Source organism: Planotetraspora sp. GP83 (assembly GCF_041262585.1).
GTDB lineage: Bacteria > Actinomycetota > Actinomycetes > Streptosporangiales > Streptosporangiaceae > JAOEGB01.
In genome coordinates this window covers 174,710-198,830 of the sequence record NZ_JBGCBZ010000004.1, presented here as the reverse complement: position 1 = coordinate 198,830, position 24,121 = coordinate 174,710, and the positions used below count along the sequence as shown (strand labels likewise).

The window sequence follows — 24,121 nt, the reverse complement described above, 5'->3', positions numbered from 1 at the left end:
AGCAAAACAGCGACCGGGGCGGCGGCGAACCCGCCGCCCGTGTCCGCGTCCGCCGTCCCGGACAGGGCGCCCCGCATGATCACGTGGAGATTTGCCCTGCGTGACGAGGCCGACCGGGAACCCGTGCATGATCCCGCCTGGGGTTTGCCGAGGTCGGAGGCCAAGCGTGGGACTCTGTGCATGATCACGGCGAGTGGGTGGGTGGGCGCCGCCGGTTGGCGCTCCGCCGCACCAGCACGACGATGGTCACGATCACGGCGGCCAGGAAGCCGAGGAACGGGAGCGCCAGGAGCGCGATCGCGCCGCCGAGCTTTCCGCCGCTCGCGGTGAGCTCCTTGCCGATGCCGAACGTGACGCCTTCGCCGTCGCAGCTCACCTGGTAGGTCCCCGCCGACGGGACGCCGACGGTGAAGAGCAGCTCCCACTTCCTGTCGCCGATGGCGACCGTCTGGGACGTCTTCGGCTGGGTGAGGGTGACCTTCTCGTCCTGGTCGCCCCGCACCTCGCATGAGACGTTGGTGGGCTGGTCGGCGGCGGCGTAGATGGCCGGCTTGTCCTTCGGGTCGAGCCTGGCGCTGACCGCCTGGCCGCCGGCGAAGGTCTTGGCCGGCGCGACGTCGCTGATCGTGGAGAACAGGCCGCCCGCGAAGCCGCCGACCCCCACGATCAGCAGGACCACGAAGAGCGCCCAGGCCAGGAAGACCCACAGAAGGCGGGGGCGGACCGGGCCCGCCGCGCGAGGCGGGGGAGGCGTGCCGTAGGAGGGGGGCGGGTACTGGCCGCCGGAGGCATATGCGGGGCCCGGCGGGTAGGAAGCGCCGTACGGCTCGCCGGGCGCGGGAGGGTGCGGCAACCGGACGGTGGCGTCCGCGGGGCCCGGGTTGGGATTTTCGGTCATGGGTGGGAGTTTGGCGAATGCCGCTTGTAAGCCATTTGCAGTCGGCTTGTCCTTGTAGTCGATCGTGTTATCGCACCCCGGGGGCGCTGGCCGTACACTTGGCACTCGGGAACACAGAGTGCCAGAGTTCGTGTTTCCCACGCACAGGGAGGTGACACATTGCTCGACGACCGCAAGCTGGCCGTGCTGCGCGCCATCGTCGAGGACTACGTGTCCACCAACGAGCCGGTGGGCTCCAAGGCCCTCGCCGACAGGCATAATCTCGGCGTTTCTCCTGCGACGATCCGCAACGACATGGCCGCGCTTGAGGAGCAGGGGTACATTCACCAGCCGCACACGAGTGCCGGGAGGGTTCCGACGGACAAGGGATATCGCCTGTTCGTCGACCGGCTCTCGCAGGTCAAGCCGCTTTCCGCCGCCGAGCGCAGAGCGATCGAGACGTTCCTCGCCGGGGTCGTGGACCTCGACGAGATCGTCATGCGGACGGTGCGGTTGCTGGCCCAGCTCACCAGGCAGGTCGCGGTCGTTCAGTATCCCTCGCTGACCAGGTCGTCGGTCCGGCACGTCGAGATCGTGCCGCTGGCCGAGCGGCGGGTCATGCTCGTGCTGATCACCAACACCGGCCGGGTCGAGCAGCGGGTGGTCGACCTGCCCGAGGAGGTTACGGACGACCGGATCGCGCACCTGCGCGCCGTGCTCAACGCCTGCCTGGACGGCTGCGGCCTCTCCAGCGTGCCGGAGACCGTCGCCGATGTGCCGGAGCGGCTTCCCGCCGAGGATCGTCCCGTGGCGGCGACGATCCTGTCGGTGCTTCTTGAGACACTTGTCGAGCGGCACGAGGAAAAGATCGTTTTTGCTGGAACCGCCAATCTCGCGGCGGCCGACTTCAGCGTCGGCCTGCGCGACGTGCTGGAGGCGCTGGAGGAGCAGGTCGTCCTGATGCGCCTGCTCGGCGAGACCGGCGGCCTGTCCGAGCTGACCGTCCGGATCGGCTCGGAGAACCCGTACACCGGACTTCGCGGCACCTCGATCGTGGCCGCGGGATACGGTTCGGGCGACAAGGAACTGGCCCGGCTAGGAGTGCTGGGCCCGACGCGAATGGACTATCCGGTGACGATGGGTGCGGTGCGCGCGGTGGCGCGCTACGTCGGCCAGATCCTGGCGGGGTCATAAGTGTCCAAGGACTACTACGCGACCCTCGGGGTGCGCCGTGACGCCAGCCAGGAAGAGATCAAGAAGGCGTACCGCCGTCTCGCCCGAGAGCTGCACCCGGACGTCAATCCTGATCCGGAGACCCAGGAGCGGTTCAAGGACATCACTCAGGCCTACGAGGTGCTGTCCGACGCGAACAAGCGGCAGATGTACGACCTCGGCGCCGACCCGTTCAGCAGCGGGGCGGGGGCCGGAGCCGGCGGGTTCGGGGCGGGCTTCCCGTTCAGCGACATCATGGACGCCTTCTTCGGCTCGGCCGGCGGGGCCCGGGGGCCGCGCTCCCGCGCCAGGCGGGGCCGCAACGCGACGATCCGGGTCGAGCTCGACCTGGCCGAGTCCGGGTTCGGCACCACGCGGGAACTGGTCGTCGACACGGCCGTGCTGTGCGAGGTCTGCCACGGCTCCGGCGCGGCGGCGGGCACCCACCCCGACACCTGTGACATGTGCCACGGCCGTGGCGAGGTGTCCCAGGTCACCCGGTCGTTCCTCGGCCAGGTCATGACCTCGCGGCCGTGCCCCCAGTGCGGCGGGTACGGCAGCGTGATCCGCCACCCCTGCATGGAGTGCTCCGGCGAGGGCCGGGTCCGCACCCGCAGGACCATCAAGGTCAGGATCCCGGCCGGCGTCGAGGACGGCACCCACATCCAGCTCGCGGGCGAGGGTGAGATCGGCCCCGGCGGCGGCCCTCCCGGCGACCTCTTCCTGGAGATCGTCGAGCGGCCCCACCAGATCTTCGAGCGGCGGGGAGACGACCTCCACTGCACGGTCCAGATCCCGATGACCGCCGCCGCCCTCGGCACCTCGCTCACCGTCGAGACCCTCGACGGCGCCGAGGGGATCGACGTACGGCCCGGCACCCAGGCCGGCCAGATCATCCCCCTGTACGGCAGGGGCGTCCAGCGGCTGAACGAGACCGGCAGGGGCGACCTGCTGATCCACGTCACCGTCGAGACCCCGACCAAGCTGGACCCGGCGCAGGAGGAGCTGCTGCGGGAGCTGTCCAAGCTGCGCGGGGAGGAGCGGCCGCCGGGCAAGTTCTCCCCCGGCCAGCAGGGCTTCTTCTCGCGCCTGAGAGACGCGTTCAACGGCCGCTGAGGCGGGTTCATGAGCGTTCCCGTCTTCCTGGCGGACACCACTGATCTCGAAGCCGGTCCCGGGGCCGGCCGGGTCGTCCTCGGCGGCCCGGAGGGACGCCACGCGGCGGCCGTGCGGAGGCTCCGACCCGGCGAGCGGATCGACCTGACGGACGGCCTGGGCCGGGTCGCCGAGTGCGTCGTCTCCGACGTGGGCAAGGACACGCTCACGGCCGAGGTGCTCAGGCGCTACGACCTCGACCCGCCCGTGCCGCGTCTCGTCGTCGTCCAGGGGCTCCCGAAGGGGGACCGGGGGGAGCTGGCGGTCGAGATGATGACCGAGGCGGGCGTCGATGTGATCGTGCCCTGGGCCGCCGCCCGCTGCGTCACCCAGTGGAAGGGCGACCGCGCGGGCAAGGCCCTGGCCCGCTGGCGGAGCACCGCGCGCGAGGCCGGCAAGCAGGCCCGCCGCTTCCACCTTCCCGAGGTGGCCGAGCAGGCCACGACGGCCGGGGTGGCCTCGCTCATCTCCGGGGCGGCGCTCGCGATCGTGCTGCACGAGGAGGCCGCCGAACCGCTGAGCGGTCTGACACCGCCGGAGAAGGGTGACATCGTGGTCGTGGTCGGCCCCGAGGGCGGCATCATCGATGACGAGATCGCCCGATTCCGGGCGGCCGGCGCCGTACCGGCCCTGCTGGGGCCGACGGTGCTGCGGACCTCGACGGCCGGAGTGGCGGCGGCCGCCGTGCTGCTGTCCCGTTGCGGGCGCTGGTGAAGTCGTCGGTGAAGTCGTCGGTGAGGGGAGCGCGATGTTAGAGAACAGCAGGGCGTTCAGCGGATTCTCCGTGGACGACATCCCCGAGGCCAGGCGGTTCTACGGCGAGACGCTCGGTCTGCGGGTCTCCGAGGAGCACGGGATGCTCACGCTGCACCTCGCGGGCGACCGGGACACGCTGGTCTACCCAAAGCCCGATCACACGCCGGCGACGTTCACGATCCTCAACTTCCCGGTCGACGACATCGAAGCCGCCGTGGCCGAGCTCGCGGCGCGCGGAATCCGCTTCGAGACCTACGAGGGCGTCGACGAGAAGGGGATCTTCCGCGCGCGCGGACCGGCCATCGCCTGGTTCAAGGACCCGGCCGGCAACATCCTCTCGGTGCTCCAGAAAGAGTGATCCCTACGGCGCCGGCGTCTCCGAGGCGGAGTTGACCGTGACCGCGTCGGTCGGCGAAGGCGTAGGCGTAGGCGTCGGGGTCGGTGAAGGCGTCGGCGCCGGGGGCGGCGTGGTGGCCGTCGAGGGCGTGGGCGCCGGAGGTGGCGGGGTCTCGCTCGGAGGGCACGAGGGCGAGGCCGTGGAGTCCGGCTCGACGACTCCCGTCGTGGCGTCGGGAGACGCGCAGGGGTTCGGCGTCGAAGACGGCGCCGGCTTGGAGGTCGAGCCCGCCTTGTGCGTCGGGGCGGGCGGCGCCTGACCGCGCGCGGTCCCGTTGGTGGTGATCAACAGGCTGGGTGCGGGCGTCGCGGGCGGACGCTGGGTGAACGACGTGTCGGGAAGCCCATGGTCGTTGTCGACCTGGAAGATGCCCGCGCTCTGGCCCACCTGCGTGCGCAGGCCGGGAACGAGCATGATCACCGTGCCCGCCACCAGGACGGCCCCGGCCACGGAGGCTCCGACCCGCCACCAAAACAGGCCCCGCAGGCCGCGTCTCTCGATGCGGCCGCGGATGATGTTCAGTCCTTCGGGAGACGGCACGACCGAGTCCGCCTCCGCGCGCATGGCACGGCGCAGCAGCTCGCCGTACTCGTCGTCGGGGGGGAAGGTCATGAGAACTGCTCCAGTGCCATCCGTAGTGCGGCCATGCCGCGGGCCGTGTGACTCTTCACCGCGCCCTTGCTGATTCCCATCGCGTTGGCGATCTCCGCCTCCGACAGGTCACCGTAGTAGCGCAGCACCAGCGCCTCGCGCTGCCGGGTGGGCAGGCCGCGAAGCGCCTCGATGACCGCCGAGCGCTCCAGCTCGCCGATCGCGCCGTTCTCCGCGCTGGGCGCGTCGGGAAGCCCCTTCGGGGCGTACTTCTCGACGACCGCGCGGTGGCGCAGCACGGAGCGCGAGCGGTTGACGACCGATTGGCGTAGGTAGGCCAGTGCCTTGTCGGTGTCCCGCAGCCGACGCCACGCCCCATGAATGGCGACGAACGCGTCCTGCACGACCTCTTCCGCGCTGGCCACATCACGGACCAGCAACACCGCGAGACGCACCAGTGACCGATAGTGGGCGCTGTAAAGCGCCGTAACGGCCATGTCGGCATCCCACCCGACGGGCACCGTCCCCAACGACCTGTCGGCCACGAGGGTCTCGGTGGTCACCTCAGTAGGACGCTCGTCATCCCCGGGGGGTTTACGTTCTTCCGAATGATTAGGGGGCATGACCCTGTGGTGTCCTCGCCCGACACTAGGGGGGTTTTCGGTAGGGAGTTTTTCGCTGCAGTGTCGCACACCAACATTACTTGCGGGGATCTTTCAACGTCATCACTGATTGGCAACGGCTACGCTTTCGCTCGTGACCGACTGCCTGTTCTGCAAGATCGTGGCCAAGGAGATCCCCGCGGAGATCGTCCTGGAGGCCGACCGGGCGCTGGCGTTCCGCGACATCAACCCGCAGGCGCCCACGCACGTCCTGGTCGTCTCGAAGGCCCACCACGAGAACGCGGCGGCGCTGGCCGAGGCCGACGACGGCCTCGCGGACGACCTGCTCAAGGCGTGTCACGCCGTTGCCGTCCAGGAGGGCGTGGCCGGCTCGGGCTACCGGGTGGTGTTCAACACCGGGCCGGGCGCCGGGCAGACCGTCTCCCACGTCCACGCGCACGTTCTGGGCGGCAGAGACCTCGCGTGGCCACCGGGGTGAGCGGCTAGCATGATGGGGAACTAGGGAGGCGAGCAGGCCGTAAGGGCCGCCCATGTCCGAGTCACACGAATTCAACAAGACCCAGGCCAAGGTGGTCATCCCCGAGGGGCAGCCGATGGTGAGCCTGCTCGGGTCGCGCGATGAGCTGCTGCGGGTCATCGAGAAGTCGTTCCGCGCCGACATCCACGTGCGCGGCAACGAGATCACCATCACGGGCAGCCCCGAGGAGAGCGGCGTCGTCGTGCGCCTCTTCGAGGAGCTCGTGGAGCTGGTCACGTCGGGCGCGGAGCTGACGCCCGACTCCGTCGAGCGCAGCATCGGCATGCTGCGCATGAAGACCGACCGCCCGGCCGAGGTGCTGTCCCTCGACATCCTCTCCGCGCGCGGACGGACCATCCGCCCGAAGACCGTCAACCAGAAGCGGTACGTCGACGCGATCGACAAGCACACCGTGGTCTTCGGCATCGGGCCCGCGGGCACCGGCAAGACCTATCTGGCGATGGCCAAGGCCGTGAAGGCCCTGCAGAACAAGCACGTCAATCGGATCATCCTGACCCGGCCCGCCGTCGAGGCGGGGGAACGGCTGGGCTTCCTGCCGGGCACCCTCTACGAGAAGATCGATCCGTACCTTCGGCCGCTCTACGACGCGCTGCACGACATGCTGGACCCCGACTCGATCCCGCGCCTGATGGCCGCCGGGACGATCGAGGTCGCGCCGCTGGCGTACATGCGCGGGCGCACGCTGAACGACGCGTTCATCATCCTCGACGAGGCGCAGAACACATCGCCCGAGCAGATGAAGATGTTCCTGACGCGCCTCGGGTTCAACTCCAAGATCGTCGTGACGGGTGACGTGACCCAGATCGACCTTCCCGGAGGCCAGGAGAGCGGGCTCAAGGTCGTCCAGGGCATCCTCGAAGGCATCGACGACATCCATTTCAGCATGCTGACCAGCGCAGACGTGGTCCGCCACAAGCTGGTGAGCGACATCGTCGACGCCTACGGGCGATACGACGCGGCGATGGCGTCGGAGCCGCGGGCGATCGCCAAGCGCTCCAGGAGCAGACGGTGAGCGAGCGCTCAGGTAAGGAGATCCGGTGAGCATCGAGGTGGCCAACGAGTCCGGCGTGGAGGTCGACGAGTCGGCCCTCGTGGAGCTGGCCGGTCACGTCCTCGGCCGGATGGGTATCAACCCGCTGGCCGAGCTGTCGATCCTGGTGATCGACGAGGCGGCGATGGCCGAGCTGCACGAGCAGTGGATGGGCGAGCCGGGCCCGACCGACGTGCTGGCCTTCCCGATGGACGAGCTGCGGCCCAACTCCGGCGGCGGCCGCGAGGAGGACTCCTCTCCCGACCCGGCCCTGCTCGGCGACGTGGTGCTCTGCCCACAGGTGGCCGCCAAGCAGGCCGCCGAGGCCGGCCACAGCGCTCAGGACGAGCTGGAGATGCTCTGCACCCACGGCATCCTCCACCTGCTCGGCTACGACCACGCGGAACCCGAGGAACACGCCGAGATGTTCGGCCTGCAGGGCGAGCTGCTCGAGGCGTGGCGGGAGGTGCGGCGGAAGCCGTGAACAACGGCTGGCTGTTCTCGGCCGTCATCCTCATCGTGATCGGCGGCCTGCTGGCGAGTGCCGAGACGGCGCTGACCCGCATCTCCCGGGTGCGGGCCGAGGAGTTCGTCAAGGAGAGGCGCCGCGGCGCCCTGCGGCTGCGGGCGATCGTCGCCGACCCCCCTCGCTACCTCAACCTCCTGCTGCTGCTCAGGCTGAGCTGCGAGCTGATCGCCACAGTGATCGCCACGCTGCTGTTCATCGACTGGCTCGGCGACCGCGGCCAGGCCTACGCCGTGGCCGCCGGGGTCATGATCCTGGTGAGCTACGTCATCGTGGGCGTCTCGCCGCGCACGCTGGGCCGCCAGCACGCCGAGCCCGTCGCGCTCGCCAGCGCGCCCATCGTGTACGGCCTGACCCGCATCTTCGGCCCGCTGCCGAAGCTGCTGATCCTGCTCGGCAACGCGCTGACCCCGGGCCGCGGCTTCCGGGAGGGGCCGTTCACCTCCGAGGCCGAGCTGCGCGACCTGGTCGACCTGGCCGAGCAGCGCCGCGTGATCGAGCCGGACGAGCGCGAGATGATCCACTCGGTCTTCGAGCTGGGTGACACGCTCGTCCGCGAGGTCATGGTGCCGCGCACGGACATCATCTTCATCGAGCGCGGCAAGAGCCTGAGCCAGGCGCTCTCGCTGGCCCTGCGCAGCGGCTTCTCCCGCATTCCGGTGGTCGGGGAGAACGAGGACGACGTCGTCGGCATCGCCTACCTCAAGGACATCGTCCGCCGCATGCAGGACACCGGCGACACGGGCGGCAGGGTCGACGAGCTCATGCGCCCGGCGACCTACGTCCCGGACAGCAAGCCGATCGACGAGCTGCTCCGCGAGATGCAGGCCCGGCAGATCCACCTGGCCATCGTCATCGACGAGTACGGCGGCACCGCCGGCCTCGTGACGATCGAGGACGTGCTTGAGGAGATCGTCGGGGAGATCGCCGACGAGTACGACCAGGAGGCCCCCCGGGTCGAGTGGCTCGACGACGGCGCGGTCCGGGTGACGGCCCGCCTTCCCGTCGACGAACTGGCGGAGCTGTTCGGCACCGAGATCGAGGTCGACGACGTGGATACCGTGGGCGGCCTGCTGGCCCACGCGCTCGGCCGTGTGCCCATCGCCGGTTCCGAGGCCATGGTCGGCGGGCTCCGCCTGACGGCGGAGAATCTCGCGGGCCGCCGCAACCAGATCAGCACCGTGGTGGTGCGGCGGGCCGATCCCTCCGAGGCGGAGGAAGAGGCCGTCGCCGGGGCCGCCGAGCAGGAGTAGCGGCAGGCCTCCCTTGCCGCGAAACAGCCCTACGCCCGCCTGTTCATCGTCGTCCAGGGGCTGTTCGGGGTGGCGATCGGTGACAAGGGGCGAGCTGCATGAGCGCGCCCCTGGCCGACGTATTCGCCCAGCCGCCGCTCGAGCTCGGTGGTCACCGCACCAGGGTGGGCCACGCCGCTTGTAAGCCCCTAGGTCTAGGTGGGCGGGCGCGGCAAGCGTACTTTAAGCGTTCTGCAAGTCGTCTCGGCCACTGTTGTCTCCAGACGCCCGGGAGGGGTTCGGGGCGTCTGGAAGGGGAGGTCCGGCGCGCCGGGAGGGGTTCGCGGCGCACCGGCACCCCCCTTGGGGGTCGTAAGGGCTCTCACCCGTGCCGACCGGGTGAGAGCCCTTGCCGTTACGCTAGGTGGTCGAATGTTTGCCGATTGCGACCCACTCCTTGGGGGAAGGAACACCGGGGCCCCCGACCACGGGAGACGGGTATGCGGATCTTCCATGCGACCGTCATCGTCGGCGTGAGCGCGCTGGGCCTGACCGCGGTGGGGGCCTGTGGGGCCGGTAGGACGATCCACATCCGCGGGACGTCCACCGCGGCGGCGGCCGGGCCGCGTGCCGTTCTCGGATCCATGGACGACCTGCCCGAGGGGTTCTCGGACCGGGCGCGGAGCGGTTGGAGGCCGCCCTTCCGGCCGCGCGTCCGGGCCTGCCGCACGCTCTTCGACGCGGCGGGGGGAAAGCCGCCCCGGGACGGCCTCATCGGCACGACCTCGGCGACCTACGAGGGCGAGCACGTCGGGGAGCTGGCCGGGGTCGGGCTCGCGGTGTACGCGGGCGACGGGGCCGCCGCCCATCTCGGTGAGCTCCGCGAGGCGATGGCGAAGTGCGTCACGGCGGACGGCGGAGCTCCGGGGGCGGGCAGCCGCCTGTCGGCCTCCGGCCTGGCCCTCGGATACGTCGGGCAGGATGCCGAGGCCCGCCGCCTCGCCGGACGAGTCGCGGGATATCCGTACGAGATGCACCTGGTGGTCCTGAGCGCCGGGCACACGCTCATCGCGCTCGTCCACGCGGGGCTGAACCCGCCGGACGCGGGCCGGACGGCGGAGCTGACCAGGGTGCTGGCCCGTAAGGTCGGTAACCTTGAGCCGTGACAGACACGCTGGACCCTGAGGACATCAAGATCATCACGCTGGCCCGTTCGGCCCGCGCCCGCAACGGCTCACCCGAGGGGGCCGCCGTGCGCGACGAGACCGGGCGGACGTACGCCGCGACCGGCGTCGCGCTGCCCTCGCTCCAGCTCTCGGCAATCCAGGTCGCGGTCGCAATGGCCGTGTCGAGCGGGGCGCGGTCGCTGGAGGCCGCCGCGCTGGTCACCGACGCCGACGATCCGGCCGAGGACGACCTAGCCGTCATCGAGGACCTCGGCAACGGCACGCTGTTCCTGGCGGGCCCGGACGGCTCCCTGAAGGGCCGGTACATCTAACGTGAACGCCGATCCCCGCCGGGACGCTGATTTCCGAGCCGGATTCGCCTGCTTCGTCGGCAGGCCCAACGTCGGCAAGTCAACCCTCATGAACGCCCTCGTCGGCACCAAGGTCGCCATCACCTCGTCGAAGCCGCAGACGACCCGGCGGGCCATCCGCGGGATCGTGCACCGGCCCGACGCCCAGCTCGTGATCGTGGACACTCCCGGTTTCCACCGGCCCCGCACGCTTCTCGGCGAACGGCTGGACAGCCTCGTGCTCTCCACGCTGACCGAGGTCGACGTGATCGGCTTCTGCGTCCCGGCCAACGAGCCGATCGGCAAGGGCGACCGGTTCATCGTCGAGAAGCTCGCGGCGGTCAAGAAGACCCCGGTCGTCGCCGTCGTGACCAAGTGCGACCTGGCGTCCCGCGAGCAGATCGCCGGGCAGCTCCTCGCGGTGTCGGCTCTGACGGACTTCGAGGAGATCATCCCGGTGTCGGCCGAGAGCGGCGAGCAGCTCGACGTGCTGGCCGACCAGCTCATCGCGCGCCTGCCCGAGTCGCCTCCGCTGTACGCCGGGGGCGAGCTGACCGACGAGCCCGAGCAGATCCTGGTGGCCGAGCTGATCAGGGAGGCCGCGCTCGAAGGGGTCCGCGACGAGCTGCCCCACTCCATCGCGGTGGTCGTCGAGGAGATGGCCCCCCGGGAAGGCCGTGACGACCTGCTCGACGTCTACGCGTTCATGTACGTGGAGCGGCCGTCGCAGAAGGCGATCGTCATCGGCCCCGGTGGCGCCCGGCTGAAGGACGTGGGCACTCGCGCCCGCCGGCAGATCGAGGCGCTCCTCGGCACCCGGGTCTACCTGGACCTCCGGATCAAGGTCGCCAAGGAATGGCAGCGCGACCCCAAACAACTCCGCCGCCTCGGTTTCTACGACTGATCACAACTGATCACAAGGCGAGATGGGTGCGCAGCGCCTCGTCGAGCTTCTTGAGCACGGGCGTGGGCAGATGGCCGATCCGCTCGCGCAGCCGGCCCGGCGCGATCGACCTGACCTGCTCCGCCTGGGCCTTGGAGTCTTTCGCGAGCCCGCATTCCTTGGCAGGCAGCAGCACTTGGAACGGCAGGACCCGTGCGATGTTCGTCGTAACGGGCACCACGGTCACAACGCCCCGGCCGCTCCGTTCGACGGCGCGGTTGGCGGCGTCATTGCTGACCACCACGCCGGGACGGGTCTTGTTGGCCTCGGAGCCCTGCGACGGCTCGAAGTCCATCCAATAGACGTCACCTCGGCGCATCGGAGATTCCATCGCCTGAGGTGGCGTCCCAGACAGAGGCGTCCTCGCCGGCGTCCCACTCCTCAAAGGCCGCCACGTACTCCTCTTCGAGGGACACGGCGCGGAGGAGCCTGATGGCATCGTGCAGGGCGGCGGACCGCGACAGAGCTTCATGGCGCGTGACGTATTCGTCGAGGAACGCCACATCCTCTTCGGGGAGGCTGACACTGAGCTTCATACCAGGGATCCTACCCAGGGTGCTACCGACCAGGCTACCCGGCGCGGCAGGCGATCAGCGTGATTACCTTGGCTGCCGACATCGCGAGGGCTCGCGTCGTTGCGGACGAGCCGACCCCTTCGAGCGGCCCTGTTGCTTGGTCGCTGCTGATCTTCGACGCTCTCACCCTTGCGCCACGGCGTGGACCCGGACACCGCGAGACGGCTCACCCGGGTTCATCTACGAGAGCCCAGAAGATTCGGACGGTGATGTCGAGAACCCGTGACCGGCTCCGTCCCCGCAATGAACGCGACCACAATGGGTCGCACCAGCACCGAGGAGAAACACGACGGCCAAGTACTTGCTGCTCAAGCACTACCGCGGCGCCTCTGGGCGAGTTCCAGGCCCAGGCCGCCATCGCGGCACTCCACGCTGACGCGCTCACCGCCGAGGAGACTGACTGGGTCTCAAAGTGACACCAAGCGTGCCGCGGCCGACGCCCGCTTTTCCAGACAACGAGCCCGGTGGTACGGGGCCAGATCCTCCGAATAAAGGTCCGCGGCCGCCCCGTACCGTGTCACCGCCTCCGCGAGGCGGCCGAGCCCACTCAACGCTTCGCCCGCCTGCTCCTCGAACGAGGCCTCGCCCGCGGGGTACCCGAACATTCGCACAAGCTCCCGGCCTCGCCCGGCGAGTGCCAGAGCTTCCTCGAAGTCCCCGGCGGCGAGCCGTACAAGGATGAGCAGGCGCATCGTGTACGCCTCGTAGGCCCGCTGCCCGGTGCGCGCGCCGATCCCGGCGGCCATGCCCAGCGACTCCTCGCACAGGCTGGTCGCCTGAGCGAAATCTCCCCGGCAGGCATGCATCAGTCCGAGGGACCGCACGCACGCCAGCTCGGTGTAGGCGTCGCCCGCCGTCCGAGCCGCTTCAAGCCCGCGAACCGAATCCGCGACACCCCGCTCAAGCAAGGCGCCACTGTGCGGGCTCGCACGGTTCTCGGTGGTGAGAATCCAGATGGAGAACACCCGGGCAGCCAACGACCGGGCCAGGGCCTGCCCGTCCCCCAGGTCATCGAACACCTGCACGCACTTGTCGAACATGGACATCGAACGCTTCGCCCCGCCCGGCAACCGGCTGATCAGTGTCGCCATCCGCAGACGCGCCTCCGCCGCCAACCCCGCATGCCCGCCGGCGGTGGCGGCCTCGATGATGGCCCGCCACATGTCTTCCGCGTCCCCGTCCCGCCGTGCCCAGAACAGGTAGGAGTTGACCGTGAGGGCGAGCCCTACCGCCCGATCTACTTGCCCCTCCTGGCCTGCGAGCCGGATCACGGCCAGGATGTTGTTGATCTCGATGTCGAACCAGCCGCGCGCGTCGGCGTCGATCAGGGCGGACGCCGCGGCCGGGGCGTACAGCGACGTGCCGTGCCGCTGGGTGGGCGGGTGGTGAGGCTCAGGCTGAATGTGGGAGTCGGCACGGTCAGCCAGCTCGAGCCAGCCCAGCTCCAGCCGCCGCGTGGCCGCGTCCCGTTCACCGACGTCGCTGGCGATTCTCGCCGCGCCGTAGGAGCGGAGCAGGTCATGCTGCCGGTAGCGCGGCTGCCCCATCCCGTCCACACCGGCGGGCGCGATCAGGCTGTGGGCGCTGAGCAACTCCACCAGCCTCTCACCGTCACCGTCACCGTCACCGTCACCGCCGCCGCCGCCGAGGAGCATGGCCACGACCCAGCTCGGCCAGTCCCCCTGACCGACCAAGGACACTGCGCGGAACGCCCGCTGCGCGTCCCCGCCCAACGCCCCGTAGCTGTCCGCCGCGACTCTCGTACTGAGCTCAACACCGTCCGCGTCTGCGACCCTCTCGCCCATCAGGCCGGAAAAGTAGGCCATGCTCCAGTACGGCTGGGCCGACAGCCGCGCCCCCGCGACCCGGATCGCCAGCGGGAATCCTCCGCACGCCTCCACGACGGAGGCGGCGGCGTCCGGTTCGGCCGCGACCCGGTCAGGGCCGACGATTTCACCAAGGAGATCCACGGCTTCCTGGTGCGGCAGCGGGTGCAGCCGTACGTGGCGCGACGCCGCGTCCGCGGCGTGAATCCTCGAGGTGATGATGACCGCGCACCCGGCCGTCCCCGGCAGCAGGTGCTGCACCTGGTGCATCGGCCCCGCGTCGTCGAGTAGCAGCAGGACGCGCCGCCCGGCCAGCAAAGACCGCAACAGCGCAGACCGCTCCCACGCCGTGCGGGGCATCAGACCGCGGACACCGAGCGAATGCAGGAATTCGGCCAGCACATCACCCACCTGCCGCGGCTGGCCCGACATGCCGGCGAGGTGGGCGTACAGCTGCCCGTCCGGGTAGGAGGCGCGGACTTTGTGCGCGACGTGCGCCGCAAGCGCGGACTTACCGATGCCCCCAGGCCCGGAGACAGCCACGACCGGCAGTGCGGTCGTGTCGGAGGCGGGGGTGAGCCACTCCACCAGGACCGCCGTGTCGGCCTCGCGGCCGGTGAAGTCGAAAAGGGCCGGCGGCAACTGGGCAGGCACTATCTGTACGGCAGGCGAGGCCGGTGTCGTGCCGTCCACGTCGTCGTCGGCGTCGATCGCATCCCGCAGCCGCCGCAGCTTCCCGCCCGGCCGGCTTCCCGTTTCCCGTTTGAACAGCTCCTCGGCGGCGGCGTAGTGCTGGAGCGCCTCGATGCGCTGCCCGGACCGGAACAGGCCGAGCATGACCAGCCGGTGCAACGCCTCCGACAGCGGGTCGTCGGCCAACTCGCCACGGACCTCCCTCACCACATCCCGGTTCTCGCCCAGGTGCAGACGGGCTTCCCACAGTGCCAGCTGCGCATCCCGCCGCTCACCCAGCAGGTCCTGCCGCGCGTCCCACAGGACCCCGTAGTGATCCGGCAGGTCCGGCAGAGGCGGGACACCCCACAGTTTCACCGCCTGCCCCAGCAGCTTCGCCGCGGCGGCGTGCTCCTCGGCCGTCACCAGTCGCGCGCCCTCACGGGTCAGGGCGCGGAACTCCTCCAGGTCGAGGCGGTCGTCGAGGTCGAGGGCGATCCGATACCTGCTCGACGAGCCGAGCGGGATCCGTTCTCGTCCCAGAGTCTTCCGGAGCATCGACATGATCGCTTTCAGCGGCCCCCCATGGGCATGGACGTCGTCGTCGCCCCACACCGCCTCAGCCAACGCTTCAACGGACAACCCGTTCTCACCGGCGACCAGCAGCGCACACAGCACCCGCCTCCTGATAGGGGGCAGTGGTACGGGGCTGCCATCCGGGGTTGTTACCTTCACCTGCCCCAAGAGTGAGAAGTGCACGTGCCGGTGAAACTCCTTGAATTGAAACGGTGAGACAGCTACAGGGCGGCATGTTACTCCTGGGTCGTGCCGCGTGATGACCAGTCGCTAATTCTCGCAATCTTTTGAGTAGCGTGTTCAACGAACAGAACGCACGCGTCGCAGGCGGGGCAAAAGATGGCAGGCGACACGACAATCACCATCGTGTGCAACTTCGTCGACGACCCGGAGCTGCGACTCACCCCCACAGGGCAAGCCGTGGCCCGCTTCCGCGTCGCGTCCACCCCGCGCTGCCTCGGCAAGCCCTGCCGAGAACGAATTCCGCATGTTCGCGCCGGGACGGCCCGCTGGCGCCAGCCGTCGTGATTCAGATTTCTGCCGTTCGCGTTCTGGTGGTACGCCCCCTGTCGGTCTCGTTCACGCCTGCCAATTGTTCCATCCTGCTCGACCATTAACGTCGCTTCCAGAAGTCGGTCGGGCACGCTCCAGGCTGGAATTCGCGGGACTCGGCCATCGCACTCGCCTCCGAAAAGCCGCGGGCCAACGAGGATGGATCGTGCGCGTCAAGGGCGAAGGTGATGGCCTGACCGCCCTCCTGACGCCACCAGTGCACGACCAGCGGATGCAGGGGCGCCTTGGTCCCTCGCCGAGTGAGCTGAGACGCCGGGCGAGTCAGAGCGTGATCTGGGTCAGCGGCGGCGGAGGAGGGCGGCGGCGGCGAAGGCCGCCACGAGGACGGAGGCGAGGAGCGCGGCGAACCAGCCGTACTGGATGGACGGATGCACGTCCACCAGTCCGGGGATCCGGAAGTCCAGCCGGTCAGCCAGGCCCTGCGGATCCGTCAGGAACATCGCCAGGGAGAAGGCGGCCACCGCACCGGGAAGGATGGCGAACCCGGTGAACAGCCAGTTACGCACCACGCCCAGGACTCCGAGCAGCATGGAGATCACGCCCGCGCCCGCGACGAACCAGCCGCTGCCGTCGTCGACCCCGCGCACCGCGTGAGTGAGCTCCGTGTTCAGGACGCCGAACTCGGCCGTGACCCCCGCCCACGGCAGCAGCGCGGCGACGGCCAGCGCGAGACCGGCGACGATCACTCCGACGGCGAGCAGCAGGCTGGCGGCGGTCCTGCCCGGCCCGCCATCGGCCGGAGCGGTGGGTTCAGACACGATCACCAGGCTACGCCCGCCGCCGCCCGCCGCCGCGTGGGGATGGGTGGAGGGCGGCCGGGATTTCGGCCCGCTACGGCGCGGGGGACGGGTAGAGGGCGGCCAGGCTTTCCGCCCGTTCGAGGCGCGCGCGCAACTCGACGGTGTCCGAGGCGAGCGCGGAGGCCAGCACGCCGGGCCCGGCGAGCGGAAGGGCCGCCCAGCCGTCTCCCACCGCGGCACGGCGTTCTGCCTTCTTCCCGTCCGGTACGGCCGGCGAGGTCCAGGCCGGACCCGCCACCAGCGTGGAGCCGACGCAGCGGGCGTCGCCGTACACGGCGGGGCTGCCGTCGGTGGATGGGTCTCCGACGACGAGCTCCTGCCTGAGCAGCGGCCGGCCGGCGACGGTCGCGTCGAACCGGGAGCGGCACCGCCCCGGCCGTTCCCCGTGCCTCCCGAAGACGATCTCTTCCCGCCAGAACACCGAGGCGCTCTCCTCGAGCGAGAGCCGTACCGCCATGCGGTGCGAACACCCGGCGGCGAGCACGGTCGGCTCCGGCGAGAAGCGCAGGGAGGCTCCCGCGCCGACCTGGGCGTCGATCACCATCCAGGAGTCGCCGGGGGAGGAGCCCGGCAGCACGAGCGTGGACGCGACCGAGCGGACCTCCAAGGAGGTGCCGGGGGCGACCTCGATCCGCAGCTCCAGCCGGTCCCCGCCGAGGGGACCGGCCGCCGTGGACACCAGATGCACCAGGCCCGGACCCGTCTGCCGCAGCGTGAGCGGGGGATCCGACCGCAGCGTCTCCAGCCGGGTGACCCCGCCGGGACCGGCCGCCGTCCTGATCACAGCCTGTGCCTTGACCGACGCCGGACCGGGGCGTGCCGTGGGGGCGTCCATCGCGGCCGGGCCGGTCGGCCGGGTCTGGCTGGTCGGGACGGTCACGGTGGTCACGGTGGTCACGGCGATCAGGGCGTCACGGTCGGGGCCGCGTGGTCGGGGTCGTGGTCGGGGTCGTGGTCGTGGTCGTGGTCATGGTCGTGGGTGTGCGTGTGGGCATGCTTCTGGTCACGCTGGTGCCGCCAGGCGCCCACGATGCCCGAGACCCATTCGGCGACCGAGTGCGCGCCCTTGTCCTCCCTGATCGAGGTGAACAGCACCGGCCTGCCGTCCCGTACGGCTGCCGCGTCGCGGGACATCACGGTCAGGTCGGCCCCCACGAGCGGGGCCAGATCGGTCTTGTTGACGACGAGAAGGTCGGCCGTGGTCACTCCGGGGCCGCCCTTGCGTGGGACCTTGTCGCCGCCGGAGACGTCCAGCACGAAGATCTGCCGGTCGGCCAGCCCCCGGCTGAAGGTGGCGGTCAGGTTGTCGCCGCCGCTCTCCACGATCACCAGGTCGAGCTCCCCGAAACGCTCTTCGAGCGTCTCCACCGCGTCGAGGTTGGCGGCGATGTCGTCGCGGATCGCGGTGTGCGGACAGCAGCCGGTCTGCACGGCGAGGATCCGTTCCGGGTCGATGACGCCCGCGCGGCGCAGGAAATCGGCGTCCTCGGTCGTGTAGATATCGTTCGTCACGACCCCCAGGCGCAGCGATGGACCGAGGCTGCGGCACAGGGCCGCCACCAGGGCGGTCTTGCCGCTGCCGACAGGGCCGCCGATGCCGAGGCGCAGCGCGCGCCCGCGCGGATCCGCCGCGTCGTGGTGGTCGTCGTGGTGAGCGCCCATGGTGAGGACCTGTCCTTCCGCTTCAAGCCAGTACGGCTTCGCTGGGCATCGCTTCGGTCGCCGTCAGGAGCTTCGGTCGCCGTCAGGAGACGAAGAGCTTCATCGGGTTGTTCTGGTGGCCTTCCGCGAGCAGGTCGAGCGCCGGGGCGCAGTGCCCCGGCAACGCCTGCCAGCCCGCTCCCCGCGGCGTCGCGAAGTCCCTGGCCGCGGAGTCGCCGGCCGTGGAGTCCCGGGCCGCGGCCTCGCCAGGGACGGGCTCCGTCACCACCGCGTCCATGAGCGACGCGCAGGCGGCGTGGGCGGCGTCGTTGAGCGCGGGGGCCAGGTCGGCGAGCAGGCGGTGCACGGTCACCGGGTCGAGCCCGAGGAGCCGCACGGCCGCCGTCGCGGGTCCGGTCACCGCGTTGTAGGCCGCCGCCAGGGCCGCCTGGTAGGGGTCGCAGCCCGCCGACGCCGCCGCCGCGCCCACCGCGACGGGATGGTGGGCCCCCTCCGGTATGGCCTCCGCCAGCGTGTCGAGGAGGGCCGACGGCCAGATGCCGCGTGCCGTGCGGATGAGGAGGCGGCCCTGGGTGCGGCTCGCCTCCCGCTGAGCGGGGGAGGCGGTGCGGGCGTCGGCTTCGGCGTCGAGCTGCCGCCACCGCTGGACCCACTCGCCGCCGTCCGCGGCGAGTCCGTGACCGTGTGGCCGGCCGGCGCGTGGCGCCTCCCCGCCGATTCCGTCGGCACGCGGTCGGCTCGCGCCTGATCGGCCCGTGCCTTGTCCGTCCACGACTGATCGGCCCGCGGCTGATCGGTCCACGTCTGGCCCATCCGTGCCCGGTGGGGCCGGGTTGGGTCCGGGCTCGTTCCGGGCGGTTCGGGGGGCGGTGGCGGTGCCGAGTTCGCAGGCGGCGGCGGCCAGGGCGGCGGTGACGAGCCCGGCGGTGGCGAGCCGGCCCCGGAGGAACCGCGCCAGATCGTCCGGGCCGGTGATCGTGCCGAGCCGTACGGCCTCCTCGGCGCCCCCCGAATGGGCGTGGCCCCCGGCGGGGAGCCGCGAGTCGGCCAGCAGGAGCATCGCCGCGTCGCCGGGTGACCTACCGTGCATCTCGCATCTCTCCTCCTGTCCGCGCGAATGTCCCTGTCCTTCACAACCCGTGCCTGAGAAACCCATGCCTGAGAACCCGTGCCTCAGAAGAGGAAATAGCGCTGGGCCATGGGCAACTCCTCGGCGGGGGCGGGCTCGATTGCCTCTCCGTTGACGCGCACCTCGAACGTGTCGGGGTTCACCTCGATCGACGGCAGCGCGTCGTTGAGCGGCATCGCGTCCTTGCGGCGGGCCCGCACGTCGGCCACGGGGACCAGGCGGCGGCGGACGTCCAGCCGGTCGGCCAGGCCGTCCTCGATGGCCAGTGGGGCCACGAAGTGCAGCGACGTGGCGGCGGCCGTGACCGGGGCGGCGCCGAACATCGGCCGCGGGAACACGGGCTGAGGAGTCGGGATGGACGCGTTGGCGTCGCCCATCTGGGCGTAGGCGATCACGCCGCCTTTGACGACCAGGTCCGGCTTCACGCCGAAGAAGGCCGGGCTCCACAGGACGAGGTCCGCCAGCTTGCCGACCTCGACCGACCCGATCTCGCCGTCGAGCCCGTGGGCGATGGCCGGATTGATCGTGTATTTGGCGACGTAGCGGCGGGCGCGCAGATTGTCGGCCGGGCCGGACAGAGCGCCCCGCCGTTTCTTCATGACATGGGCGGTCTGCCAGGTACGGATGATCGTCTCGCCGACCCGCCCCATCGCCTGCGAGTCGGACCCGATCATCGAGATCGCGCCGATGTCGTGCAGGACGTCCTCCGCCGCCATCGTCGTCGGCCGGATCCGCGACTCGGCGAAGGCCAGGTCCTCCGGGATGGACGGGTTGAGGTGGTGGCAGACCATGAGCATGTCCAGGTGCTCGTGGTGCGTGTTGATCGTGTGCGGCCGGGTCGGGTTGGTGGACGACGGCAGGACGTTGGCGTGCGAGGCGACCTTGATGATGTCGGGCGCGTGGCCGCCCCCCGCGCCTTCGGTGTGGTAGGCGTGGATGCCCCGGCCGGCGATGGCATCGAGCGTCGACTCGACGAACCCCGCCTCGTTCAGCGTGTCGGTGTGGATGGCCACCTGGACGCCGGTCGCGTCGCACACTCTCAGGCAGGCGTCGATGGCGGCGGGGGTCGTGCCCCAGTCCTCGTGCAGCTTGAAGCCCGACGCCCCGGCGCGGAGCTGCTCCATGAGGCCCTCGGCACTGACCGTGTTGCCCTTGCCGAGCAGCGCCACGTTGACCGGGTAGGAGTCGAGGGACTCCAGCATGCGGGCCAGATACCACGCGCCGGTGACCGTGGTCGCCTTCGTGCCCTCGGCCGGTCCCGTGCCGCCGCCGATGATCGTGGTGACGCCCGAGGCGAGCGCCTCGTCGAGGATCTGCGGGCAGATGAGATGCACGTGGGAGTCGACCGCCCCCGCTGTGACGATCTTGCCGTTGCCCGCCAGGATCTCGGTCGACGGGCCGATGACCAGGCCGGGGTGCACGCCGTCCATGGTGTCCGGGTTGCCGGCCTTGCCGATCGCGACGATCCGCCCGTCGCGCACGCCGATGTCGGCCTTGACGACGCCCCAGTGGTCGAGGATCACCGCGCCGGTGATGACGAGATCGGCGGCGCCCTCGGCGCGGGTCGTCCGGGCCTGGCCCATCGACTCGCGGATCACCTTGCCGCCGCCGAAGACCGCCTCGTCGCCCGCTCCGGCGGGCCCCATGGAAAGGTCCTCGGTGACCTCGATGAAGAGGTCGGTGTCCGCCAGCCTCACCTTGTCCCCGGCGGTCGGGCCGTACAGGGCGGCGTAGCGTGAGCGCTCGATGCGGGTCATTGGCCGTCTCCGTCTCTGGCAGCGCCGTCCGGGCGACCGGCGTCGAGCGGCCCCGCCCACTCCGGACGCAGGCCCGGGACGATCCGGCCGCCGCTCAACGGCACCAGCGTCACGTCGCGCTCGACGCCCGGCTCGAACCTGACGGCCGTGCCGGCCGGGATGTCGAGGCGAGTCCCCCAGGCGGCCTCCCGGTCGAACTCCAGGCCCGGGTTGGCCGCCGCGAAGTGATAGTGCGACCCCACCTGGACCGGACGGTCGGCGGTGTTGACCACCCGCAGCGTGATCCGCTCCCTGCCCGGGTTCAGCTCGATGGGCGCCTCGCCGTACAGGATCTCGCCGGGCGCGCCCGGTGTGCTCGCCGTACTCATGGGATCGGGTTGTGGACGGTGACGAGCTTGGTGCCGTCGGGGAAGGTGGCCTCTATCTGGACGGACTCCAGCATCTCGGGGACGCCGTCCATGACGTCCTCCCGGCGGAGCACCTTGCGGCCGGCGTCCATGAGCTCCGCCACGGTGTGGCCGTCGCGGGCGCCCTCCAGCAGGAAGGACGCGATGATCGCGGTCGCCTCGGGATGGTTGAGCCGCAGGCCGCGCTCCTTGCGGTCGCGCGCCACGCCCGCGGCGACGTGGATGAGGAGGCGTTCCTGTTCGTGTGGAGTGAGCCGCATGGCGGGACGATAGGTAAGCGCCGTTTCCCTTGCGTTACCTGCTCATTTCGTGCGTGTATCGGGATGGCCGTGAGCCTTCCCTAATGAGTTGTTAACGTTCCGGTTTTATCGGGAAATCTCACCCATTCACCTTGTCGGCAGACGGGTCGGTGTGGGGGCCGTATCGACAAGGAGGAGCAATTGCGGAATTCAGCCTGGCGTATCGGAGCCGCGGCCGCGGTTTCTCGTTACGGCGCTCGCTATCTGAAGGAACAGGGAAAGAAGAAGCTTTTCCTCGTCGGCAGCGACTATTTGTTCCCCAACCCCAGAACGGCCAACAAAATCATCAAGGCGTACGCCGCGGCCAACGGGATGGAGATTCTTGGAGAGGAATACACCCCGCTCGGTCACACGGAATACAGCACGCTCGTCAGAAAAAATCGCCGAGGCGAAGCCGGACGCCGTTTTCAACACGCTCAACGGTGACAGTAACATCGCGTTCTTCAAGCAGTTGAAGAGCACAGGAATCACCGCCGAGCAGATGCCCGTCATGTCGGTGTCGGTGGCCGAGGAGGAGGTCAAGGGCATCGGCGTCGACAACATCGCCGGCCAGCGAGGCCCGCCGGATATCTCTCCGGCGGCCAGCAGCTCGCGATGGCCCGCGCGCTGGTGACCCGGCCCCGGCTGCTCATCCTGGACGAGCCGGCCGAGGGCATCCAGCCGTCGATCATCATCGAGATCGAGGAGGCCATCGAACGGCGGCACGCCTCCGGGCTCGGTGTGCTGCTGGTCGAGCAGTACCTGGATCTGGCGCTCCGGCCGGCCGACAACTTCGTCACCCTCGACGCCGGGCGGCTCGTCCACTCGGGCACCGCCGAGGACCTCCGAGGGGACGACGTCCATCGCCTGCTCGCCGCCTGAGGAGGAATACCCTCTTTACGGGTAGGGATTAGCGAATTTATGCTGCGGGTGTCGCGTTCACCCCCCATTCAAGGAGCACCCCTTGTCTGCGACGACACCCCCGCCCGAGGAGCCCGCCGTCCTGCGGGATCCGCCCGAGGAGCCCCGGCCCGGCGAGCACTTCGCCGAGGAGGCCGCGGCGTCCGATCCGCGCCGCGACCGGACACCGCTGCTCGACTGGATCTCCGTCGGCGTCGCCGCCCTGATCGTGCTGGCGGCCGTCGCCGGCGTTCTCCCGGAGGTGGGCTGGTGACCACGCACGCCGCCACCCCCTCCGCCGTACCCGCGTCCTCCTCCGGCTTCGCCCGCAAGGCCGTGGGCCTCGTTCCCGGACTGGTCCTGCTGGCCGTCATCGGGTATGCGGGCAAGCTGGCCGAGACCTGGTTCACCGAGATCGGCACCTCGAACGGCTGGTCGTTCCCGAAGATCGAGTACGTCCTGTGGGCGATCGTCTTCGGCCTGATCATCACCAACACCGTCGGCATCCACCCGATCCTCAAAGCGGGGATCGCCACTTACGAGTTCTGGCTCAAGCTGGGCATCGTCCTGCTCGGGGCCCGCTTCCTGCTGGGCGACGTGCTCAAGCTCGGCGGCGTCAGCCTGGCCCTCGTCGTCGTCGAGCTGTTCGTCGCCATCGGCGTGGTCGTGCTGATCGGCCGCTGGTTCGGGCTCGGCCCCAAGCTGATCTCGCTGCTGGCGATCGGCTCGTCGATCTGCGGGGTGTCCGCGATCATCGCCGGAAAGGGAGCGATCGACGCCGACGACGAGGACGCGTCCTTCGCCATCGCCGCGATCCTGGCGCTCGGAGCCTTCGGCCTGTTCGCCTACCCCGCGATCGGGCACCTCATCGGCCTGTCGGCGCACGAGTTCGGCCTGTGGGCCGGTCTCGCGGTGGACAACACGGCCGAGGCCACGGCCGCGGGCGCGCTGTACTCCGACGAGGCCGCGAAGGTCGCCGTGCTGGCCAAATCAACCCGGAACGCCACGATCGGCTTCGTCGTGCTCGGCTTCGCCCTCTTCTGGGCGGCGAGGGGCCAGGCGCAGGCGGTCGGCAACCGGGCCGCGTTCCTGTGGGCGAAGTTCCCCAAGTTCGTGCTGGGCTTCCTCGTCGTGTCGGCGCTCGCGACGGCGGGGGCCATCGCCAAGGCCGACCTGACCTCGCTGGGCAACCTCTCGCGCTGGGCGTTCCTGCTCACGTTCGCGGGCGTCGGCCTCAGCACGGACTTCCGCGCGATCCGCCGCCAGGGGCTCCGGCCGTTCGCCGTCGGCGCCCTCGCGGAGCTCACCGTCACCGTCGTGACGCTGGGCCTGGTCGTGGCCGCAAGCGCCTGGATCGGCCTGTAGGGGAGCTCGGTTACCATCGGAAGAGAGGAAGCGATCGAACGCCTGAACGCCTCTGGCCTCGCCGGACTCCTCCCGGAGCAGCCCTCCGGCGGAGGAGTCCATGGACCTGGCCCTGCGCATGGCCGACTCGCTTCCTCGCCGTGTGTGCACGGCTCCGGCTAGGTCGCTCGCGGCTCTATGGAGATCCTCAAACGAGGGGCTCGGA

26 protein-coding genes and 3 pseudogenes are annotated in these 24,121 nt (G+C 70.3%); 16 read left to right on the top strand and 13 right to left on the bottom strand.

What is annotated here, in order from left to right; all coding sequences use genetic code 11:
- Window positions 1-184: 184 nt before the first annotated feature.
- A complete protein-coding gene (locus ABH927_RS07625) occupies window positions 185-898 on the bottom strand; it encodes a hypothetical protein (protein ID WP_370019363.1) in 714 nt (237 codons plus the stop codon).
- Between the two features lie 159 nt (window positions 899-1,057).
- On the opposite strand from ABH927_RS07625, the gene hrcA reads away from it, so the two are divergent.
- The 4 genes from hrcA to ABH927_RS07605 are packed head-to-tail and all read left to right on the top strand — an operon-like array spanning window position 1,058 to window position 4,358.
- Window positions 1,058-2,071, top strand: a complete 1,014-nt coding sequence (gene hrcA / locus ABH927_RS07620) for a heat-inducible transcriptional repressor HrcA (protein ID WP_370019361.1) — start codon at window positions 1,058-1,060, stop codon at window positions 2,069-2,071.
- Window positions 2,072-3,205, top strand: coding sequence for a molecular chaperone DnaJ (gene dnaJ, locus ABH927_RS07615; protein WP_370019359.1), 1,134 nt, complete (start codon window positions 2,072-2,074; stop codon window positions 3,203-3,205).
- A gap of 9 nt (window positions 3,206-3,214) precedes the next feature.
- Window positions 3,215-3,958, top strand: coding sequence for a 16S rRNA (uracil(1498)-N(3))-methyltransferase (locus tag ABH927_RS07610; protein WP_370019357.1), 744 nt, complete (start codon window positions 3,215-3,217; stop codon window positions 3,956-3,958).
- Window positions 3,959-3,992: 34 nt separating this feature from the next.
- Complete coding sequence (locus ABH927_RS07605) at window positions 3,993-4,358, top strand: VOC family protein (RefSeq protein ID WP_370019355.1); 366 nt, start codon at window positions 3,993-3,995, stop codon at window positions 4,356-4,358.
- A 3-nt stretch (window positions 4,359-4,361) separates the two neighbouring features.
- Here the strand turns inward: ABH927_RS07605 and ABH927_RS07600 are convergent, their stop codons facing one another.
- Both ABH927_RS07600 and ABH927_RS07595 read right to left on the bottom strand, forming a co-directional pair.
- Window positions 4,362-5,009 (bottom strand): hypothetical protein, encoded by a 648-nt coding sequence (locus ABH927_RS07600; protein ID WP_370019353.1) that lies wholly within the window; start codon window positions 5,007-5,009, stop codon window positions 4,362-4,364.
- Window positions 5,006-5,485, bottom strand: coding sequence for a SigE family RNA polymerase sigma factor (locus ABH927_RS07595; RefSeq protein ID WP_370019680.1), 480 nt, complete (start codon window positions 5,483-5,485; stop codon window positions 5,006-5,008). Before ABH927_RS07595 ends, ABH927_RS07600 begins: the two co-directional genes overlap by 4 nt.
- A gap of 259 nt (window positions 5,486-5,744) precedes the next feature.
- Between ABH927_RS07595 and ABH927_RS07590 the strand changes: the two genes are divergently transcribed.
- The 7 genes from ABH927_RS07590 to era all read left to right on the top strand — a co-directional run bounded on the left by ABH927_RS07590 (window position 5,745) and on the right by era (window position 11,357).
- Window positions 5,745-6,089, top strand: a complete 345-nt coding sequence (locus tag ABH927_RS07590; RefSeq protein WP_370019352.1) for a histidine triad nucleotide-binding protein — start codon at window positions 5,745-5,747, stop codon at window positions 6,087-6,089.
- A gap of 52 nt (window positions 6,090-6,141) precedes the next feature.
- Window positions 6,142-7,161 carry a PhoH family protein gene (locus ABH927_RS07585; RefSeq protein WP_370019350.1) on the top strand — a complete coding sequence of 340 codons (1,020 nt, stop codon included), beginning with the start codon at window positions 6,142-6,144 and terminating at the stop codon, window positions 7,159-7,161.
- A 25-nt stretch (window positions 7,162-7,186) separates the two neighbouring features.
- The gene (gene ybeY / locus ABH927_RS07580; protein ID WP_261585944.1) at window positions 7,187-7,663 is read left to right on the top strand and encodes an rRNA maturation RNase YbeY; all 477 of its coding nucleotides are present in this window, start codon (window positions 7,187-7,189) and stop codon (window positions 7,661-7,663) included.
- Window positions 7,660-8,958, top strand: a complete 1,299-nt coding sequence (locus ABH927_RS07575; RefSeq protein ID WP_370019348.1) for a hemolysin family protein — start codon at window positions 7,660-7,662, stop codon at window positions 8,956-8,958. Before ybeY ends, ABH927_RS07575 begins: the two co-directional genes overlap by 4 nt.
- 479 nt (window positions 8,959-9,437) lie before the next feature.
- A complete protein-coding gene (locus tag ABH927_RS07570; protein WP_370019346.1) occupies window positions 9,438-10,103 on the top strand; it encodes a hypothetical protein in 666 nt (221 codons plus the stop codon).
- Window positions 10,100-10,435, top strand: coding sequence for a cytidine deaminase (locus ABH927_RS07565; RefSeq protein ID WP_370019344.1), 336 nt, complete (start codon window positions 10,100-10,102; stop codon window positions 10,433-10,435). The genes ABH927_RS07570 and ABH927_RS07565 overlap by 4 nt, the downstream gene beginning before the upstream one ends.
- Window position 10,436: 1 nt before the next feature.
- A complete protein-coding gene (era, locus tag ABH927_RS07560; RefSeq protein ID WP_370019343.1) occupies window positions 10,437-11,357 on the top strand; it encodes a GTPase Era in 921 nt (306 codons plus the stop codon).
- A gap of 10 nt (window positions 11,358-11,367) precedes the next feature.
- Here era and ABH927_RS07555 read toward each other — a convergent pair whose 3' ends face one another.
- The 3 genes from ABH927_RS07555 to ABH927_RS07545 form a co-directional block, all read right to left on the bottom strand.
- Window positions 11,368-11,691, bottom strand: coding sequence for a type II toxin-antitoxin system PemK/MazF family toxin (locus tag ABH927_RS07555; RefSeq protein ID WP_370019341.1), 324 nt, complete (start codon window positions 11,689-11,691; stop codon window positions 11,368-11,370).
- 10 nt (window positions 11,692-11,701) lie between these two features.
- Window positions 11,702-11,932, bottom strand: coding sequence for a ribbon-helix-helix domain-containing protein (locus ABH927_RS07550; RefSeq protein ID WP_370019339.1), 231 nt, complete (start codon window positions 11,930-11,932; stop codon window positions 11,702-11,704).
- A 446-nt stretch (window positions 11,933-12,378) separates the two neighbouring features.
- A complete protein-coding gene (locus ABH927_RS07545; RefSeq protein WP_370019337.1) occupies window positions 12,379-15,147 on the bottom strand; it encodes a BTAD domain-containing putative transcriptional regulator in 2,769 nt (922 codons plus the stop codon).
- 237 nt (window positions 15,148-15,384) lie between these two features.
- On the opposite strand from ABH927_RS07545, the pseudogene ABH927_RS07540 reads away from it, so the two are divergent.
- Window positions 15,385-15,522 (top strand): annotated as a pseudogene (locus tag ABH927_RS07540) (single-stranded DNA-binding protein); the annotation flags it as partial.
- A 374-nt stretch (window positions 15,523-15,896) separates the two neighbouring features.
- On the opposite strand, the gene ABH927_RS07535 reads toward ABH927_RS07540, so the two are convergent.
- The 7 genes from ABH927_RS07535 to ABH927_RS07505 form a co-directional block, all read right to left on the bottom strand.
- A complete protein-coding gene (locus ABH927_RS07535) occupies window positions 15,897-16,376 on the bottom strand; it encodes a hypothetical protein (RefSeq protein ID WP_370019335.1) in 480 nt (159 codons plus the stop codon).
- 73 nt (window positions 16,377-16,449) lie between these two features.
- Window positions 16,450-17,316 carry an urease accessory protein UreD gene (locus ABH927_RS07530; RefSeq protein WP_370019332.1) on the bottom strand — a complete coding sequence of 289 codons (867 nt, stop codon included), beginning with the start codon at window positions 17,314-17,316 and terminating at the stop codon, window positions 16,450-16,452.
- A gap of 5 nt (window positions 17,317-17,321) precedes the next feature.
- The gene (gene ureG / locus ABH927_RS07525; protein WP_370019330.1) at window positions 17,322-18,080 is read right to left on the bottom strand and encodes an urease accessory protein UreG; all 759 of its coding nucleotides are present in this window, start codon (window positions 18,078-18,080) and stop codon (window positions 17,322-17,324) included.
- Between the two features lie 82 nt (window positions 18,081-18,162).
- Window positions 18,163-19,170, bottom strand: a complete 1,008-nt coding sequence (locus ABH927_RS07520) for an urease accessory protein UreF (RefSeq protein WP_370019328.1) — start codon at window positions 19,168-19,170, stop codon at window positions 18,163-18,165.
- A gap of 83 nt (window positions 19,171-19,253) precedes the next feature.
- A complete protein-coding gene (locus ABH927_RS07515; protein ID WP_370019326.1) occupies window positions 19,254-20,966 on the bottom strand; it encodes an urease subunit alpha in 1,713 nt (570 codons plus the stop codon).
- Window positions 20,963-21,334 (bottom strand): urease subunit beta, encoded by a 372-nt coding sequence (locus ABH927_RS07510; RefSeq protein WP_370019324.1) that lies wholly within the window; start codon window positions 21,332-21,334, stop codon window positions 20,963-20,965. The genes ABH927_RS07515 and ABH927_RS07510 overlap by 4 nt, the downstream gene beginning before the upstream one ends.
- On the bottom strand, window positions 21,331-21,633 hold the full coding sequence (locus ABH927_RS07505; RefSeq protein WP_370019323.1) for an urease subunit gamma: 303 nt from the start codon (window positions 21,631-21,633) through the stop codon (window positions 21,331-21,333). The genes ABH927_RS07510 and ABH927_RS07505 overlap by 4 nt, the downstream gene beginning before the upstream one ends.
- 231 nt (window positions 21,634-21,864) lie before the next feature.
- Here ABH927_RS07505 and ABH927_RS07500 point away from each other — a divergent pair.
- The 4 genes and pseudogenes from ABH927_RS07500 to ABH927_RS07485 form a co-directional block, all read left to right on the top strand.
- Window positions 21,865-22,222: pseudogene (locus ABH927_RS07500) on the top strand (transporter substrate-binding protein); the annotation flags it as partial.
- Window positions 22,223-22,260: 38 nt separating this feature from the next.
- Window positions 22,261-22,533 (top strand): annotated as a pseudogene (locus ABH927_RS07495) (ABC transporter ATP-binding protein); the annotation flags it as partial.
- Window positions 22,534-22,615: 82 nt separating this feature from the next.
- Window positions 22,616-22,825, top strand: coding sequence for a hypothetical protein (locus tag ABH927_RS07490; protein ID WP_370019321.1), 210 nt, complete (start codon window positions 22,616-22,618; stop codon window positions 22,823-22,825).
- Window positions 22,822-23,916 (top strand): YeiH family protein, encoded by a 1,095-nt coding sequence (locus ABH927_RS07485; protein ID WP_370019320.1) that lies wholly within the window; start codon window positions 22,822-22,824, stop codon window positions 23,914-23,916. Before ABH927_RS07490 ends, ABH927_RS07485 begins: the two co-directional genes overlap by 4 nt.
- Window positions 23,917-24,121: the final 205 nt, after the last annotated feature.

Excerpts from the sequence above, each read along its gene's own strand:
- ABH927_RS07555 (WP_370019341.1), bottom strand. The coding sequence starts at position 11,691 with ATGGACTTCGAGCCGTCGCAGGGCTCCGAGGCCAACAAGACCCGTCCC.
- ABH927_RS07570 (WP_370019346.1), top strand. The coding sequence starts at position 9,438 with ATGCGGATCTTCCATGCGACCGTCATCGTCGGCGTGAGCGCGCTGGGC.
- ABH927_RS07550 (WP_370019339.1), bottom strand. The coding sequence starts at position 11,932 with ATGAAGCTCAGTGTCAGCCTCCCCGAAGAGGATGTGGCGTTCCTCGAC.
- ABH927_RS07520 (WP_370019328.1), bottom strand. The coding sequence starts at position 19,170 with ATGCACGGTAGGTCACCCGGCGACGCGGCGATGCTCCTGCTGGCCGAC.
- ABH927_RS07510 (WP_370019324.1), bottom strand. The coding sequence starts at position 21,334 with ATGAGTACGGCGAGCACACCGGGCGCGCCCGGCGAGATCCTGTACGGC.
- ureG (WP_370019330.1), bottom strand. The coding sequence starts at position 18,080 with ATGGGCGCTCACCACGACGACCACCACGACGCGGCGGATCCGCGCGGG.
- ABH927_RS07605 (WP_370019355.1), top strand. The coding sequence starts at position 3,993 with ATGTTAGAGAACAGCAGGGCGTTCAGCGGATTCTCCGTGGACGACATC.
- ABH927_RS07610 (WP_370019357.1), top strand. The coding sequence starts at position 3,215 with ATGAGCGTTCCCGTCTTCCTGGCGGACACCACTGATCTCGAAGCCGGT.
- ABH927_RS07585 (WP_370019350.1), top strand. The coding sequence starts at position 6,142 with ATGTCCGAGTCACACGAATTCAACAAGACCCAGGCCAAGGTGGTCATC.
- ABH927_RS07600 (WP_370019353.1), bottom strand. The coding sequence starts at position 5,009 with ATGACCTTCCCCCCCGACGACGAGTACGGCGAGCTGCTGCGCCGTGCC.
- ABH927_RS07625 (WP_370019363.1), bottom strand. The coding sequence starts at position 898 with ATGACCGAAAATCCCAACCCGGGCCCCGCGGACGCCACCGTCCGGTTG.
- ABH927_RS07515 (WP_370019326.1), bottom strand. The coding sequence starts at position 20,966 with ATGACCCGCATCGAGCGCTCACGCTACGCCGCCCTGTACGGCCCGACC.
- ABH927_RS07505 (WP_370019323.1), bottom strand. The coding sequence starts at position 21,633 with ATGCGGCTCACTCCACACGAACAGGAACGCCTCCTCATCCACGTCGCC.
- ABH927_RS07595 (WP_370019680.1), bottom strand. The coding sequence starts at position 5,485 with ATGGCCGTTACGGCGCTTTACAGCGCCCACTATCGGTCACTGGTGCGT.